This is a genomic window from Rhodococcus sp. G-MC3, from assembly GCF_030063335.1.
Classification (GTDB): Bacteria; Actinomycetota; Actinomycetes; order Mycobacteriales; family Mycobacteriaceae; genus Rhodococcoides.
Genome location: NZ_JASISW010000006.1, coordinates 240,547 through 256,087 on the forward strand (window position 1 = coordinate 240,547; position 15,541 = coordinate 256,087).

Annotated in this window: 17 protein-coding genes; 6 read left to right on the forward strand and 11 right to left on the reverse strand. The window is 64.4% G+C overall.

All coding sequences use genetic code 11. From position 1 onward, the window contains the following. The first annotated feature begins 1 nt into the window (after position 1). From QMK17_RS08930 to QMK17_RS08945, 4 genes are all read left to right on the forward strand, one after another. Complete coding sequence (locus QMK17_RS08930) at positions 2-1,225, forward strand: sensor histidine kinase (RefSeq protein ID WP_283508354.1); 1,224 nt, start codon at positions 2-4, stop codon at positions 1,223-1,225. Further along, a complete protein-coding gene (locus QMK17_RS08935) occupies positions 1,210-1,857 on the forward strand; it encodes a response regulator transcription factor (protein ID WP_283508356.1) in 648 nt (215 codons plus the stop codon). The genes QMK17_RS08930 and QMK17_RS08935 overlap by 16 nt, the downstream gene beginning before the upstream one ends. A gap of 179 nt (positions 1,858-2,036) precedes the next feature. After that, complete coding sequence (locus tag QMK17_RS08940; protein WP_283508358.1) at positions 2,037-5,981, forward strand: Pls/PosA family non-ribosomal peptide synthetase; 3,945 nt, start codon at positions 2,037-2,039, stop codon at positions 5,979-5,981. After that, entirely contained in the window at positions 5,978-7,324 is a 1,347-nt protein-coding gene (locus tag QMK17_RS08945; protein ID WP_283508359.1) for a M1 family metallopeptidase, read from the forward strand. The genes QMK17_RS08940 and QMK17_RS08945 overlap by 4 nt, the downstream gene beginning before the upstream one ends. Positions 7,325-7,334: 10 nt before the next feature. Here the strand turns inward: QMK17_RS08945 and QMK17_RS08950 are convergent, their stop codons facing one another. The 8 genes from QMK17_RS08950 to QMK17_RS08985 form a co-directional block, all read right to left on the reverse strand. Further along, positions 7,335-7,679 (reverse strand): helix-turn-helix domain-containing protein, encoded by a 345-nt coding sequence (locus QMK17_RS08950; protein ID WP_283508361.1) that lies wholly within the window; start codon positions 7,677-7,679, stop codon positions 7,335-7,337. Continuing rightward, positions 7,676-8,140, reverse strand: coding sequence for an SRPBCC domain-containing protein (locus tag QMK17_RS08955; protein ID WP_283508363.1), 465 nt, complete (start codon positions 8,138-8,140; stop codon positions 7,676-7,678). The genes QMK17_RS08950 and QMK17_RS08955 overlap by 4 nt, the downstream gene beginning before the upstream one ends. A gap of 98 nt (positions 8,141-8,238) precedes the next feature. Further along, a complete protein-coding gene (locus tag QMK17_RS08960) occupies positions 8,239-8,865 on the reverse strand; it encodes a hypothetical protein (RefSeq protein WP_283508365.1) in 627 nt (208 codons plus the stop codon). 2 nt (positions 8,866-8,867) lie between these two features. Next, entirely contained in the window at positions 8,868-10,112 is a 1,245-nt protein-coding gene (locus QMK17_RS08965) for an MFS transporter (protein WP_283508367.1), read from the reverse strand. Next, positions 10,109-10,759 carry a GntR family transcriptional regulator gene (locus QMK17_RS08970; protein WP_283508369.1) on the reverse strand — a complete coding sequence of 217 codons (651 nt, stop codon included), beginning with the start codon at positions 10,757-10,759 and terminating at the stop codon, positions 10,109-10,111. The genes QMK17_RS08965 and QMK17_RS08970 overlap by 4 nt, the downstream gene beginning before the upstream one ends. An 86-nt stretch (positions 10,760-10,845) precedes the next feature. Further along, positions 10,846-11,043 carry a hypothetical protein gene (locus QMK17_RS08975; RefSeq protein ID WP_283508371.1) on the reverse strand — a complete coding sequence of 66 codons (198 nt, stop codon included), beginning with the start codon at positions 11,041-11,043 and terminating at the stop codon, positions 10,846-10,848. A gap of 111 nt (positions 11,044-11,154) precedes the next feature. Next, positions 11,155-11,568, reverse strand: a complete 414-nt coding sequence (locus tag QMK17_RS08980; RefSeq protein ID WP_283508373.1) for a DUF2752 domain-containing protein — start codon at positions 11,566-11,568, stop codon at positions 11,155-11,157. A gap of 22 nt (positions 11,569-11,590) precedes the next feature. Next, positions 11,591-11,746 (reverse strand): hypothetical protein, encoded by a 156-nt coding sequence (locus QMK17_RS08985; RefSeq protein ID WP_283508374.1) that lies wholly within the window; start codon positions 11,744-11,746, stop codon positions 11,591-11,593. 46 nt (positions 11,747-11,792) lie between these two features. Between QMK17_RS08985 and QMK17_RS08990 the strand changes: the two genes are divergently transcribed. After that, positions 11,793-12,011, forward strand: coding sequence for a hypothetical protein (locus tag QMK17_RS08990; RefSeq protein WP_283508376.1), 219 nt, complete (start codon positions 11,793-11,795; stop codon positions 12,009-12,011). Between the two features lie 11 nt (positions 12,012-12,022). Then, on the forward strand, positions 12,023-12,373 hold the full coding sequence (locus tag QMK17_RS08995) for a hypothetical protein (protein ID WP_283508378.1): 351 nt from the start codon (positions 12,023-12,025) through the stop codon (positions 12,371-12,373). Positions 12,374-12,387: 14 nt separating this feature from the next. Here the strand turns inward: QMK17_RS08995 and QMK17_RS09000 are convergent, their stop codons facing one another. The 3 genes from QMK17_RS09000 to QMK17_RS09010 are packed head-to-tail and all read right to left on the reverse strand — an operon-like array spanning position 12,388 to position 15,532. Beyond that, entirely contained in the window at positions 12,388-12,744 is a 357-nt protein-coding gene (locus QMK17_RS09000; protein WP_283508379.1) for a plastocyanin/azurin family copper-binding protein, read from the reverse strand. Between the two features lie 42 nt (positions 12,745-12,786). Then, on the reverse strand, positions 12,787-13,476 hold the full coding sequence (locus QMK17_RS09005; protein ID WP_283508381.1) for a (2Fe-2S)-binding protein: 690 nt from the start codon (positions 13,474-13,476) through the stop codon (positions 12,787-12,789). Then, positions 13,469-15,532, reverse strand: coding sequence for an FUSC family protein (locus tag QMK17_RS09010; RefSeq protein WP_283508382.1), 2,064 nt, complete (start codon positions 15,530-15,532; stop codon positions 13,469-13,471). The genes QMK17_RS09005 and QMK17_RS09010 overlap by 8 nt, the downstream gene beginning before the upstream one ends. Between the last annotated feature and the right edge of the window lie 9 nt (positions 15,533-15,541).

Here is a 15,541-nt window from a genome sequence, read left to right on the forward strand (position 1 = left end):
GATGCGCGTCGCAACGGCCTGGCAAGCGTTAGCGCAAAACCCTTTTCGGTTCCTGGTGTCGCCGTGGCCATGGCGTAGCTTGCTCTACTTGCTCTCCGGCGGTGTGTTCGGCCTGACGATCTTCGCGGTGCTGGCCGCCGCCACCGTCTTGGGCGTCATCTTCTTCGTGCTGATCGCCGGTGTCGTGGTCCTGCTGCTAATTGTTCTGTCGGGAATTTTCATTGCGCGGGTCGAGCGGTTCCGTCTGCGGTTGGTCGATCTGGACGGCTGCCCCGATCCTCATCGTCCACCGCTCGATCCCGGCGCGTGGCCGTGGCTACGAACCCGCTTCACCGAACCGGCGACATGGCGCGAACTCGGCTTCACCGCTTTGTCCGTAACGGCTCTGTGTTGGCTCGACATCACAGTGCTCGGATTCGCCTTCGCAGTGCCGTACCTCAGCTTCCGGGCTCCTGTAGGAGATCCGTCCGCATGGCCGTGGTTGGTCATCGGGGCGGTAACGCTCGCGGCCGGTCCCTATCTTGTGACGGCTTGGGCGGGGGCACATGCCGCACTGACCCGGATCTTTTTGTCACCACGCGACCACGAGATCGGCACTGGCCTGAGTGAGGTCGCCCGAACGAAGGAGCGTCTGCTGGACGCTTTCGAGTCCGAGCGCGCACGGATCGAGCGAGACCTCCACGACGGAGCGCAGCAGCGGTTGGTCACCCTCGGTATGAATCTCGGGCTGGCCAGGCTTGACACTGCCGACCCACTGCTCGCGGATCGACTCTCCGATGCCCAGGAGCAACTCACCGTCGCGCTGTCCGAGCTTCGTGACCTGGTCCGTGGTCTGAATCCACAAGTGCTGTACGACAATGGACTTGCGGCCGCTGTGGTCGACACCGCTGGCCGGTCTGTCGTTGCGACCACTGTCGATGTGCGTTTGCCCGAGCGACTCCCCCACCGAGTCGAAACTACGGCGTACTTCGTGGTCGCAGAAGCACTGACCAACATTTCCAAACACAGCCGGGCAAGCGCAGCGACTGTCTACGGGCGCCTGCACGCCGATACGTTGGTGTTCGAGATCTCCGATAACGGAGGGGGTGGCGCTGACCCACTGTCCGGTACCGGGCTCACGGGCCTGGCCGATCGGCTCGAAGTGGTCGCGGGAACGCTCAAATTGTCCAGTCCGCTCGGCGGACCGACCACGCTCAAGGTGGAGATCCCATGCCGCATCGCGTGATCCTTGCGGAAGACTCGATTCTGTTGCGAGAGGGCCTGTGTGGGCTGCTGCAACGATTCGGGCACACCGTACTTGCGGCCGTCGGAAGTGCCGACGAGATTGCCCCCGCTGTCGCCACACATCAACCGGAGCTCCTTGTCACCGATGTCCGCATGCCACCGGGTAACGCCGATGATGGTTTGCGTGCGGCGGTGCTCCTCCGGGAGCACAGCCCAGGGTTTCCGGTACTGGTACTGAGTCAGTACGTCGAGCAGTCCTACGCCTCGCAATTACTCGGGTCTGGCGACGGGTCTTCGGTGGGCTATTTACTCAAGGACCGTATCGGGGCGGTGACAGAGTTCAACGATGCCGTGCACAAGGTTGCGTCAGGCGGAACCGTCATCGATCCCGAAGTCGTTCGTCAACTTTTGCACCGCCGCACTCGACCGCTGGACCGACTCAGCAAACGCGAACGGGAAGTTCTCGAGCTCATGGCAGAGGGTCGATCGAACTCCGAGATACAGGACTTTCTCACGCTGAGCGCGCCTGCCGTGAACAAACACATCCGAAACGTTTTCCTGAAATTGGATCTACCCAACGATATCGACGGGCACCGCCGTGTACTCGCGGTGCTCGCGTTCCTCCGAGGATGACTCGCGCAAGCTGATGCCGAGATCAGCGCGATCGGCTCGAACGGGTCCTGCCTAGTAGACTGCCGCAGTGTCGAGCCCGTCCCGAAACAACGTCCGTTCACCTTCTGGCCAACCGAACATGAGATAACGACCCACACGTTTCACCTGTTCAGTTGCCACACGAGAAGAAGGACACCCGGTTGTCTGTGCAATCACAATCGGAATCGGCCAACGCGCAGCCCGCAGCGGCGGTACCGGCCGAATTCCTCCGCGCAGAGCGCGCTCCCCGCGAGCGGACGCTCATCGATGTTCTGCGTTCCACCACGTCCCAGCATCCCGACGCACCCGCGATCGACGACGGCACCGTCTCGGTGACCTACCGCGAATTGCTGGAGGACATCGACGAGGGCGCGCAGTGGCTTGCCCGCGCAGGAGTCCGGCGCGGCGACCGCGTCGGGATCCGGATGCCGTCGGGTTCGTTCTCGCTCTACGTGGCGATCCTGTCGATTCTCAACGCAGGCGCCGCCTATGTCCCCGTCGACGCCGACGATCCGGACGAGCGCGCCGAACTGGTCTTCGGTGAAGCAAAGGTGACAGCGGTGGTCACTGCGGGTGGTATCGCCGCAGGTACCGCCGACAAGCAGGACGTGCCCGCCCCCGATATCCTCACCACCCCGACGCCCGACGACGACGCCTGGGTCATCTTCACTTCCGGATCAACCGGTACCCCGAAGGGCGTGGCCGTCAGTCACCGCAACGCCGCGGCATTCGTCGACGCCGAGGCACGAATGTTCATGCAGGACGATCCGCTGGGTCCGGGCGACCGGGTGCTGGCCGGTCTGTCGGTGGCGTTCGACGCCTCGTGCGAGGAGATGTGGCTGGCATGGCGCCACGGCGCGTGTCTGGTGCCTGCGCCGCGCTCGCTGGTCCGCAGTGGCTTCGACCTCGGTCCATGGCTCGTCTCGCGAGACATCAGTGTCGTCTCGACAGTTCCGACCTTGGCTGCGTTGTGGCCCGCCGTGGCATTGGAAGCCGTGCGCCTGCTCATCTTCGGCGGCGAGGCCTGCCCGCCCGAACTTGCCGAACGTCTGGCAGTGGACGGCCGCGAGGTCTGGAACACGTACGGCCCCACCGAGGCCACCGTCGTCGCGTGCGCATCGATCATGGACGGTAAAGGCCCGGTCCGCATCGGCCTGCCGCTCGACGGCTGGGACCTCGCTGTGGTCGACGGCACCGGCAACCCGGTTGCGGTCGGTGAGGTAGGCGAGCTGGTCATCGGCGGCGTCGGGCTCGCCCGCTACCTCGATCCGGCGAAAGACGCCGAAAAGTACGCCCCGATGCCGACGCTCGGCTGGGACCGCGCCTACCGCAGCGGGGACCTGGTCAAGCTGGAGCTCGAAGGCTTGCTGTTCCAGGGCCGCGCCGACGATCAGATCAAGCTGGGCGGCCGACGCATCGAGCTCGGCGAGATCGACAATGCGCTGCAGTCACTCCCGGGTGTCGGCGGCGCTGCCGCTGCGGTACGCAAAACCGGCGCAGGCAACTCGGTGCTCGTCGGCTATCTGGCCAGCACGGATCCACATTTCGATCTGGAAGCGGCGCGGAGAATCCTGGCCGAGCAGCTGCCGTCGGCACTGGTTCCGCGGCTCGCGCTCGTCGAGGAGATGCCGACGAGGACGTCGGGCAAGGTCGATCGAAATGCACTCCCCTGGCCGCTGCCCGACATGGGCGAAGGTTCGAATCTCGAGGGCACCGCGGGCTGGGTCGCCGAACTGTGGACGAATATTCTGGGCGCACAGGTATCGGACGAGAACGCAGATTTCTTCCAGAACGGCGGCGGTTCGCTGTCGGCCGCGCAGTTGGTGACGGCGCTGCGGGAGAGGTTCCCGGAGATCACCGTCGCGCAGCTCTACGACCACCCGCGCCTCGGTTCGCTCGCACGGTATCTCGACGAGTTGAAGCCGCCGGTGAAGGTCGTGCCGCGCGAGGTCGAGCCGACGCCGCGAAAAGCCCAGTGGATACAGATCGCGGCAACGATCCCGTTGACCACGTTGACTGGCCTGCAGTGGATCACGTGGCTGGGGATTCTGTGCAACGTGATGTCGTGGTTCGCCGCAGTCACCTGGGCGCCGACGCTGTCCTGGTGGTGGATTCTCGTCGCCTTCGTCCTCTTCATCAGTCCGGTCGGGAGAATGGCCATCTCGGTCGTCGGGTCGCGCATCTTGTTGGCAGGAGTGAAACCCGGCGCCTACAAACGCGGCGGCAGCGCACATCTGCGGCTGTGGACCGCGACCCGATTGACGGATGCCTCGGGTGCATCGAACCTCTCGGGAGCGCCCTGGATGGTCTATTACGCCCGCGCGCTCGGGGCCAAGATCGGTAAGGGCGTCGACCTGCACACGTTGCCTCCGGTCACCGGGATGCTCGAACTCGGCGACGGCTGTTCCGTCGAGCCCGAAGTCGACCTCACCGGCCACTGGATCGACGGTGACATCGTGTACGTCGGGGCCATCAAGATCGGCGCAGGCGCAACAGTCGGTGCGCGGTCGACAGTGCTGCCGGGGACCACCATCGGAAAGAATGCTGTCGTCAGCGCCGGATCGGCTGTCGTCGGCCGTGTCAAAGCCGGTCAGTTGTGGGCAGGCTCGCCGGCAACAAAGGTCGGCAAAGCCGAGCATCCCTGGCCCGAACATGCGCCGCCGCGCGCGACGCGCTGGATCCTCGCCTACGGCGTCGCGTCGCTGTTCCTCTCGGGCATGGCAATCTTCTCGATCGGCGTCTCGATCGTGCTGATGGGCTGGTGGTTGCACACCGCGACGACGATGCTCGGCGCACTCGGACGCGCCGCCATCATGTTGCCGGTGGCGACGCTGCTCTCGCTCGCGGTGTTCGCGCTGATCACGTTGGTTTCCGTGCGACTGTGCAGCATCGGGCTGACCGAGGGCTATCACCCCGTGCGTAGCCGCATCGGCTGGCAGGTGTGGGCCACCGAACGACTGATGGACTCCGCGCGAACGTTCCTGTTCCCGCTGTACGCGTCGCTGCTGACGCCGCACTGGTTGCGGCTGCTCGGCGCCAAAATCGGCAAGGACGTCGAAGCATCGACCGTACTGATGATCCCCAAGTTCACCACCGTCGCCGACGGTGCCTTCCTCGCCGACGACACCATGGTCGCGAGCTATGAACTCGGCGGCGGCTGGATGCATCTCGGCGACGCCAAGGTCGGCAAGCGCGCATTCCTCGGCAATTCCGGTATGACCGGACCCGGCCGTACCGTCCCCAAGAACGGGCTTGTCGCCGTGCTGTCGGCGACGCCGAACAAAGCCAAATCAGGGTCGTCGTGGCTTGGAAGCCCGCCGGTGAGGTTGCGTCGGGCCGCTGGCCGTTCCGATTCGTCGCGCACGTTCGATCCGCCGTTCAAGCTCAAGGTTGCCCGCGCGTTCGTCGAGACGTGCCGATTGCTTCCGGTGATGGTGACATTCGGCATCGGACTCGGCGTGCTCTTCGGTCTGACGTCGTTGGCCGAGATGTTCGGCTATGGGGTCGCGGCTCTGTTGAGCGGGATCGTGCTTCTCATCGCCGGGGCTGTGGCGGCTGCCGTCTCCGCGGCGGCGAAATGGGCATGGGTCGGACGCATCGACAAGGTCGAGCACCCGCTGTGGAGTTCGTTCGTGTGGCGCAACGAAGTGGCCGACACGTTCGTCGAAACCGTCGCGGCACCGTGGTTCGCCCGCGCCGCCGAAGGCACCGCTGTGCTGAACATGTGGCTGCGCTGGCTGGGTGCAGATATCGGCCGCGGCGTGTGGTGTGAAACGTATTGGCTCCCGGAAGCAGATCTCGTGACGCTCGCCGACGGTGCAACCGTGAACCGAGGGTGCGTTGTTCAGACACACCTGTTCCATGATCGGATCATGTCCATGGACAGCGTCACACTCGGGCGAGGAGCAACTTTGGGTCAGCACTGTGTCGCCTTGCCTGCCGCAGGCATCGGCGACGGTGCGACGGTCGGACCGGCGTCTCTAGTGATGCGCGGCGACACCGTTCCGGCGCACACCCGCTGGCAGGGCAACCCGATCGCACCGTGGGCAAAGGGTGACCCGTACACCCGCATTCTCACTGCCGATGCCGCTGGAGCGGGCCAGTGAAATTTGCCGGCTCGAAGCTCGTGACTCCCACGTTCGACACGGATGCGAACGACGCCCCGATCGACGAATATCTGCCGGAGAACGGCAACCGCGGCTACCGCGTGTCTCGGTACGAGCTGGATCTGGAATACAAGGTCGAAAGTAACCGGCTCGCCGGAAAGGCGAAGATCACCGCCGTCACGACGGCGACCATCGCGAAGTTCGCCCTCGATCTCGGGCCCGCCCTCCGCGTGTCGAAGGTGTCGGTCAACGGATCGCGCTCGGTGAAGTTCACCCAGAACCGAGGCAAGCTGAAGATCACTCCGGCGAAACCGATCGCGTCCGGTGCCGCGTTGGTGGTGAGCATCCAGTACAGCGGAGTGCCCAAACCCATCAACGGTTTCTGGGGCGAAGTCGGGTGGGACGAGCTCACCGAGGGCTCCATCGTCGCGAGCCAGCCCAACGGTGCGGCGTCGTGGTTTCCGTGCGACGACCATCCGGTGTCGAAGGCCAGCTACGGCATCACCATCACCACCGATTCGCCGTACTACGCAGTCGCCAACGGCACGTTGGTGCGTAAGCAGACCCGCGCCAGCCGAACGACCTGGGTGTACGAGCAGCCCGAACCGATGGCCACCTACCTGGCGACCATCCAGATCGGGCCGTACAGCCTGCACACCACCAGCGCAGGCCCTGTAGTAATGAACGCCATTCTCCCGCATCGCCTCCGACGGAACTTCGATCACGATTTCGGCCGCCAGACCGAGATGATGAGCACCTTCGAGCGGCTCTACGGTCCATATCCGTTTGCCGCGTACACCGTGGTGGTCACCGACGACGACCTCGAAATACCGGTCGAGGCACAGGGTCTGTCCATCTTCGGTGCCAATCACTGCTCGGGGACACGGTATTTCGAGCGGCTGGTCGCGCACGAACTGGCACACCAGTGGTTCGGAAACAGTCTCACTCTCGGCAAGTGGAAAGACATCTGGCTGCACGAAGGGTTCGCCTGCTACTCCGAATGGATCTGGGCCGAGAACTCCGACGGCACGTCCGCTCGCGACAAAGCCAAGCGCGTCCACACGATGCAGCGAGGTCTACCGAAGGATCTGATTCTCGCAGATCCAGGGCCCGACAAGCTGTTCGACGATCGCGTGTACAAACGAGGTGCTCTCACCCTGCACGCGCTGCGCACCACCATCGGCGACGAAAAGTTCTTCGGGCTGATTCAGGAGTGGACGTCGAAGTACCGCTACTCGACCGTGAGTACGGCAGACTTCACCGACCTTGCCTCGCGCTACGGGTGCCCGCGCAGCCTGTGGGACGAGTGGCTCAATTCGGCTCAGCTGCCAGCGTTGCCGTAAGCGTTCCGGGTTAGTCGGCTCCGGCCTTCTTGTCGCGCTCGACAGCTTCGGCGATGCGCTTGATACGGCCGAGCCTGCGATCCCATGCCGAACCGGCATCAGCGAGTTGCGCTGCAGCCTTGGCGAGTTGAAGCTCGTCGACCTCGTACCTCGACTCGCGGCCGACGGGGGTCGCATGCACCAACCCGACGCGTCCGAGTACACCGAGATGCTTGGCGACGGCTTGCCTTGTGACCGGCAGCTGATCACTGAGCGTCGTCGCCGTCCCGCCACCGTCGACGAGCAGCAAATCGAGAAGTCTCTTTCGCGTCGGATCACCGATGGCAGACCACAGATCGTCGTCGACAGTACTCATCTCGTTGCCGACAGGCTCTCGGCGTACGGCGCGATGCGCGGCAGGAACACACTCCAACCGTGGACGTGTTGGTTGTACTCGTGCTCCAGAACTGCGATCTCCCAACCTTGTTCGCGGAAGCCGGTTTCGGTCATTCGCACTGTCGACCCGCTTTCGGCGGGAGACACCTCGAACGTCACGAGCAGCGAATTGGATACTTCCGCAACCTCGCCGACCGGATTGGTCCACCGGAACACGAACTTTCGCGGCGCATCGACCTCGAGCACGGTGAACGCTGTGATGTGAGCGTCAGGGTCGGCCTTGTCGCCGAAGACCAGTTCACCCGTCGAACCCGGGGCCGTCTCGAAGTGAGCGTCGTCGGGCCACCACTGCTTCAGATGCTCGGCGCTGCTGATGACGTCGAACACCACCTCCGGTGATGCGTCGATGTGAAGCTCGCGTTCGATGCTGGCGTATTCCATGTCCATACCTCTCATTAGCAACCATTGGTTGCGTATGACTGTAGGCCCCGACATCGATAAACGCAACCATTGGTTGCGAATCGCTTGGGGCGCTGATCCTAGGCTGAGAACCACCAATGTCGAGTACTGATCATGGCACCGGCCACCAAAAGCCCGTAGAGCACGGCGGTTGCGCATGCTCCCGGCCAGAACTTCTCCGGCACCGACGCGGTCCACCGATGGTCGTCGGCTTGGCGCAGGTCGAACGGTAAATCGCTGACGCACTGAGCTTTCGGGAGCAGAGGATGCGCGAGTACCACTCCGGAGGTGTACGGCAGACCCCGGATCTCGACGCTCCGTTGCTCGCCCCCGACGGTGTACGTCACCAGATTGTCGGTGATATCGCCGGTGAACCATCCGCGGTGAACCCGCCATCCGGTAGCGTGCGAGATCCTGCGCGTGGACGCTCCGACCGACGTCGACGCGGCGCCCTGGACGTCGGCCACTTCTCCCGATCGCAGCACTGTCCACCACCGAGCGATACTACGAATTCGCGCTGCAAGTCCCGCCATGATCAGTGCGATGAACACTGCAGGAACGAGGGCGGGAACGTGAACCAGAAGCGCACCCGGAACGACGAACACGAGTAATACGAAGTAACTTTCGCGCCAGTCCCAGACCAACAATGCCGTCACCGGGGCAGCTGACGGAACCCGTCGCATTCGCACGAGCGGGGCGTCGGACATAGTCAGGTGAGCTTAGACGCTTCCGACGGAAGGTGGGAGGTGGAACGCAGCCGGACGAAGACCCAGCAGATACCGGCCATCGCTGCCCCGAACACGAAGATTCTCGGGTAGGTGATCGCGACTGGCCAGGCCTCGGTGAGCGCCGACAGAATCGCCGGGACCGCGAATCCGAGGTAGGTGAGCGAGTAGAACACTGCGGTCAGTCCGGCAAGGTCGTCGGGACCTGCGATGCGTTGCACCTCTTGAAGTCCCGACACAAGGGCCATCCCATATCCGCAGCCCAGCACGGCCGCGGCGATCAACGCGGCGGCAATCGTCAGAACCGACGCCGCCCACGCCGCCAGCAGCATTCCGAACACGAGAATCGACAGGGCGATCAGCGCGCCGCGAGCGGCGTTCGGGGTGTCGATCTTGCGCCCGACGGCCTGGATCGCGAAACCCGCACCGAGTGCAAGAACAGACATCAGCGCCGAGAGTGCGACCGGATAACCACCGCTGCGCTCCGCCATCAGCGACGGCAACACCGCGTAGGCGACGCTCGCCGCACCGAACACCCACGGAGCGAGAGGAACCACGACGAACAGGAAACGACGATGCGACGCCGCGGGGATTCTCAGATCGTCCATCAGCCGCCGACGGTGCTGTCGGGGAACCGCAGGGCGGGTTTCCGGGACGGAGGTCATCGCAAGTCCTGCAGCAAGACAGATCGCTACGTGGACGATGTATGCGAGGTGAGTCGGCCACTGAGCCCATTGGGCGAGGACTCCAGCAACTCCGGCGCCGAGCGCGAAACCCGCCGTCAGGCTCATCGCGGCTCGCCGTGCTCCGGCGCCGGGCCCTGCAGTGGCGTCGCGCGCAGAGAGCTCTTTCACCCAGCTACCGCCAACGGCCATGCCGATGCCGAGAGCAACACCGCTCAGCACGCGCCCGCCGAACAGTACGACCGCGGTGTCGGCACCGAAGGCGATCAGAATGGAGCCGGCAGCGGCGACCGCCGTCGCGGGCAGCATCACCGGTCGTCGACCGATACGGTCGGACAGCGGCCCGCAGATCAGTAGCGCCGGAACGATTCCGATGACGTAGGCGAACAGGAACGTGTCGACGGTGACCGCCGAGAACCCGTGATCCAATCTGTACATCACCAGCAGCGGGGTGAATTCGTTACCACCCCACGCCACCGCGAACATGCCTGAGGCAACGAGTATCCATCGCCCGGTTCTGGTGTCGACGTCCTGTGTGAGAGTCATTGCGTATCCCCCTCGTTCAATCCATGTGTTCGGCGCATGTGTGCATCGACCGCAACCGAGAAGCTCTCCGCATCCGCAATTTCGATCAGATCTGTCAGGTGGGTGTGATCGTCGACGATCCGTGAGATCTGAGCCGGGTCGCGGGCGAGCGAGTGCGTCGTCATCCGGCGCTGTCGCTCGCGGAGGCCCGCATAGAAGGCGTCGAGCAGTGGGTTGCCGCCCGCTCTGACGATGAACCGGTGGAAGTCGGCGTCGGCGGCGCTGAACTCGGCCCGGCTGCCTTCGGCTGCGATGACGCGTTGGCGCACCAGGCTGGCGCGGAGGTCGGCGACGAGTGCTGTTCGTACTCGACTGTCGGTCACGACGGCCTCGACGCTGCCGGTTTCGACGAGCCGTCGTGCCGAGACGACATGCTCGGCTTCGCCTGGTGCGATGGGGACGACGAGGGCGCCGCGTTTCGGGTAGAGCCGCATCCAGCCTTCGACCTGCAGACGCAAGAACGCCTCCCGGACGGGGGTGCGGCTGACGTCCATGGTCGTGGCGATGTCGCCTTCACTGACCAGTTCGCCGCCGGGAAGTTCGCCGGTGACGATCATTTCCTTGACGGTCAGGTAGGCCTGTTCGGAGGCGGACACTGAGTTAGACACAACATAGATACTAGATGATGCGCTCCGCGCCCGTGAGTGGCAAGCAACACACGGCGGTACTTAAACGCGCACGGGCGCGCAGCGCATCACGGCACCCAATACCTCGTCGCGAGTTCGTCGACCAGCGGATCGCCGTCGTCGACCTCGTCGAGCGCTGCGAGATCGTCGCTGATGGCGTTGAACCTGGGATCGTCGCCCTCGGCCACTTCGGCATCCGTCGCACCGTCGCCACTGAGCTGGTCGAGCAGCTTGGCGCGGACTCGCGCTTTCAAGGAGTCGGTCATTCGTCGTCACCCTTCTTGAACACTCGACGTGCGGTGGGGATGAGCACCACCAGCGCTCCGACGAGCACTACCACTCCGAACACTTCCATCCACACGATGATCTGTCCTTTCTTACGGCGCGAGCGCACTGCCCACGGGGAGGTTTCGGAGAACGGTGAACGACACCAACACCGCAAGCCCGCCGATGACGAACCAACGCGGAGGTCGCCCGATGTCGAGGGTGCGGCCTGTTGCTCGCGCCCTGGCCCACAGTCCCCACACAGCGACGCCCACCACCAGAAGCAGCACCGCGAGGATGTTCGACGACATCGCCGACGCCACATCACCATGCACCAGGTTCCCTGCCGCCCGGGTTGCCCCACAGCCCGGGCACCACAGTCCTGTCATCGCGTGGAAGGGGCACGGCAGGTACGTCGACGTGCGGGGATCTCGGAAATACAGCACCGCCCCGGAGGCAACGGCAGCAGCGGCCACCGACACGGGCGCGGCAAGGGCATTGCGCCTGCTCGTCCCGGTCGTTGCCATGAGCCCAGCCTAGTTGTTGGAGCTACGCACCCCGTGCGCGCTTCGTGACATCGAGGCGTGCTTTTTCACTCACGCGCAGGTCGAGAGCGGACCTGCCATTCACCCGAATCGGATGAACGCTCGGCAATCGCTCACGCCAACCGAGGACCGGGACCGGGACCATCATCGAGAAAGCCATCACGGTCCTCCTCGCGGGGCCGTTCGCACGCGAGAGTGGAGCAGACATGCGACTTACCAAGATGCGGATAACCGTCGCCGCCGTGGCAGCGGTCGCGCTCACCGGAACTACCGTCGGCACGGCGCAGGCCGAACCGGTTCCGGTCGGATATTCGATCACCTCGGACGGCCTGGGCACCGTACGGACAATCCTCGACGCCGGGGCGTTCCGGATCGACGCCAACGGGACGTCGGTGTCGATCGTCGACAATCGGGCACGGCGCTGACGTCGATTCCATTGGCCTATTCCGTGGACGACGCGCTCTACCCGGTGGCCGCATCGGTCGGCGCCGACGGACGATCCCTGACCGTGACGCCCGAGTTCCCGTCGCTCCTCCACCCCGTCTACAGCCCTGCTGCCTACGAGAATCTGGTGACCCAGATCCAAATCGGTTGGCAGAACGGCGGTTCGGTGACTGGCAGCATCGGCGCCGGCATCGGCGCGGCGGTCGGGTGCGTACTGTTCCTGTTCGTAGGCTGCATTCCCGGTGCCGCGCTCGGTGCGGCGATCGGCGTGGTCAACGGTGTCGTGAGCGCCAATCCTGCTGTGACGCCTGCAGCTTTCGAATTCTTGCGCACCCTGCCATGACCGAGAGGTGACTGTCAGGGCGTGACGATCACAGTTCCCGTCATGTCCGGGTGCGGCGTGCAGTGGTACGTGAAGGTGCCGGGTTCGGTGAACGTGTGCTTGTACGAGCTCGCCTCCATCAGCGGGCTACGGAACGCACGGTCGTCGGCGACGACGTCGTGCGCCATGCCGCCGTCGTCGAACATCCAGGTGACGGTGTCCCCGACGGCGATAGTGATGGACTGCGGCGTGTACGACCGGTTGGCGACCGTCACCTGGTTGGGGGCTGCCGGTGCTGTGGTTTCCGCAGGCGCTTGCCCCTGCGAACTGCACCCCACGACGGAGGCGAGTACGAGTGCTGCAATGCCGGGAACCACCGAAGACGATCTCACCCGGTCCAGGCTACGGACGTGTGCGTTCCGACGCCCGCGCAGCTAGTCGACGGCCTCCAGCCCCTGACGCCGATCACCGGGTGACCGATGCGGACAGCTGACGCACATTCCTGCGATGTCGGTGCGGTACAGAAGGCAGCACGAGCAGCGCTGGGTGAACGGTCTGCCGTTCACGTCGAGAAACCGCGGCTTCGGCAGCGCCGTTCCCATCTTCGAGACGAGGGCGGTGGCGAAGAAAGTGCCGAGTGATCTGTCGCCGAGCGCTGCCCCGACGTCGAGGCAGCGGTTGGCAATGGAGTCCGTGACGATCGCCCACAGTGTTCGTTCCAGTGTCGCCGACACCTCGGCCAGTGGTTCGATGATCGACGCCAGCGCCTCGGTCAGTGCCTCGATGGCGTCACCGACCTCCACCGCGTCGCCGCCCACCACCCCGAGAAGATCGCCGTCAGGTCCGACGGAACACCGACGCGCGGACAACGCCGGATCGCCGACCTGACCGGTGACCATCGCCGACGCCACCGTCAGAAACAACAGTGTCGAACTCGTCGAGTACCACCACAGTGTTCCGGCGACGGATAAGTCCGAGCACCCGAAACGTCGCCCGGTGTCGGCCACTCGTTCGCCCAGCCACTCCGGATCGGACAACGATGTGGCGGGCAGATCGAACGGGCCCTCGACGTACGGCTGCAGAGCGGGGACACGTGCAACGGTGCGATCGACGAAGTCAGACACGAGTGAGCGCCTCCCCCATCGTTCGGTTCAGCGTGCCGAGCGACCGGACAGCACTGCGGACCGGACCGGAAGTGGTGGGCGAGGACAACATTACGTCGGTTGCCGAAGTTTCGGTGAGCTTCTCCGGCGGCTCGACGTGTTCGCCTGAGATAGCGCGTTTGACATCGGCGATGATTGCCTTGGCAACCTCGGCTGCCTCTTTCAATGCCTCGGCGGTTGCCTCCGAGGGTCCGGTGTCCGGATCGGCGCGGGATGCACCGACGCCCGCCCGCGCAAGCGCATGCGACGACCTGTTGCTGACGGTCATGATGCGCAGCAGACGCTTGGCGCCGCGCCTGGTACGAGCCGTCGGCCCCAGTTCGAGCGGTTTACCAGCCGCCACAAGATCTTTCAACGCGTTGTCGAGTTTGCGCATGTCCGTGACGAGATGAGTCTCGGTCCCCGGTTCGACGACGGAGGCGATGCTGGAGTCGATGATCGACGTCATCTGGTCGAGGTAGTCGTCGACCTTCGACGTCATCGTCGACCTGGTGCCCGTGGAGAAGATGAAATAGGCCGACGCGATTCCGACCAGCCCGCCCGCAGCCGTCTCGTAGATTCGAAGTTCGAGTACCCCGATGCTGAACGTGCCGAGCAGACCGTAGAGCATCGCGAGCATGACGGTGATGAAAAACGACAGCAACGCGTACGCGACCGTAACAAGGTAGAACGCGAAAAAGACGCAGACAACCAGCAGCACCACCTGCACCGGTTGATTGTTGCCCACCAACGCCGAAAGCACTACGCCAGCAAGCACTCCCGCGATTGTTCCGACGACTCGGTGGCCTGCACGGGAAAGAATTTCACCGCGCGTCGACGCACCGGTGAACACGAGAAAGGCCGTCAGGACCGCCCAGTACCAGCGGTCCGGCGAGATGATCTCGCCGAGAATCGTTGCGGCGCTCGTTGCGACGGCAACCTGGACGGCCGCCTTGGTACTGGGATTCAGCCCGGTCGCCTCATCGTCGACCTCGGCCTTCTCTCTCGGTTCGGAGTCGATACGCAACGCGTTGCTCGTGATGTGGTGTATCGCGATATGCGCCTGCACCGCTCGCATTGCGACGGTGGTGGCGATGCCTGCCCTGGTGGACGGATCCGATTTGTCGGCGGCGGCCGCTGCGAGTCGCCTCGCTGCACGCAGCTGGTCATCGGACGGGCGGTTCTGCAGGCACGAGCCGAGCGCGGTGGTTGCCTGCCCGAGAGACTTGGGCCATGGCTTCTCCGGGTCGAGCGCCCACAGTGCGCTGACGAGTTGCTCGGTGGCGATCTGCGCGTCGAAGATGCGAAGCGAGAGATCGGAATTGGTGACCGACAGGAGCTGAGCGGCATCGTTTCGGTCCAGCCAGTCGTCGATCATCAGCGCTGTGGATCCGAGCTTGTCGAGTCGTTTGCGCAGCAACGGGAGGTTGCGGTCGGCCCGGTTGGAGGCAACCTCTAGCACGTCGATCGACGCTGCGCGCAGGGCTCGGACGAGCCTGCGCAGTTCCAGGCTCGGCCGTTCGGGCAGGATCACCGTGCGGACGAGCAGTGATATGGCCACCCCGACGACGATCGACACTGCCAGGATCGGAATCTGGTCGGGAGTTGCTCGCAGGAACAGTGCGAAGAAGTAACAGATGAACGCAACCATCCCGAGCGCGGTGCCACGCGGCCCGTAGCGCCGTACCCACACCGCGACGAAGAGCACCACGATGAATCCGACGTCGGCGATCTTCCCGAACTCCGAGAGCACCGCGGACAACGACACCGCGCCAGCAGCAGGAAAGACAAGGAGCAGCGTGGTGATTACCCGGCTTCGCTGATCCTTGTCCTTCACTGCTGCCGAGGACTGCATGGCCACGACGGTCCCCAGCATCGCGACGGTGATGGGTTGGCCGATCGAGCGCGAGCCGGGGATCAGAATCGCAATGGCCAAGATGACGGTGACGGTCGTTGTCGTAGCACTGCGTAACCGGAGGCGGCCGGGATCCGAGACGGTCAGAAAGCGACCTGCCTCCGACAGTAACCGAACTACCATTCACCGATT

What these genes read in the sequence shown, in the direction of transcription:
- QMK17_RS08930 (WP_283508354.1), top strand. Translation starts at nt 2, where the DNA reads ATGCGCGTCGCAACGGCCTGGCAAGCGTTAGCGCAAAACCCTTTTCGG.
- QMK17_RS08935 (WP_283508356.1), top strand. Translation starts at nt 1,210, where the DNA reads ATGCCGCATCGCGTGATCCTTGCGGAAGACTCGATTCTGTTGCGAGAG.
- QMK17_RS08950 (WP_283508361.1), bottom strand. Translation starts at nt 7,679, where the DNA reads ATGAGTACTGTCGACGACGATCTGTGGTCTGCCATCGGTGATCCGACG.
- QMK17_RS08955 (WP_283508363.1), bottom strand. Translation starts at nt 8,140, where the DNA reads ATGGAATACGCCAGCATCGAACGCGAGCTTCACATCGACGCATCACCG.
- QMK17_RS08960 (WP_283508365.1), bottom strand. Translation starts at nt 8,865, where the DNA reads ATGTCCGACGCCCCGCTCGTGCGAATGCGACGGGTTCCGTCAGCTGCC.
- QMK17_RS08965 (WP_283508367.1), bottom strand. Translation starts at nt 10,112, where the DNA reads ATGACTCTCACACAGGACGTCGACACCAGAACCGGGCGATGGATACTC.
- QMK17_RS08975 (WP_283508371.1), bottom strand. Translation starts at nt 11,043, where the DNA reads ATGACCGACTCCTTGAAAGCGCGAGTCCGCGCCAAGCTGCTCGACCAG.
- QMK17_RS08980 (WP_283508373.1), bottom strand. Translation starts at nt 11,568, where the DNA reads ATGGCAACGACCGGGACGAGCAGGCGCAATGCCCTTGCCGCGCCCGTG.
- QMK17_RS08985 (WP_283508374.1), bottom strand. Translation starts at nt 11,746, where the DNA reads ATGGCTTTCTCGATGATGGTCCCGGTCCCGGTCCTCGGTTGGCGTGAG.
- QMK17_RS08990 (WP_283508376.1), top strand. Translation starts at nt 11,793, where the DNA reads ATGCGACTTACCAAGATGCGGATAACCGTCGCCGCCGTGGCAGCGGTC.
- QMK17_RS09010 (WP_283508382.1), bottom strand. Translation starts at nt 15,532, where the DNA reads ATGGTAGTTCGGTTACTGTCGGAGGCAGGTCGCTTTCTGACCGTCTCG.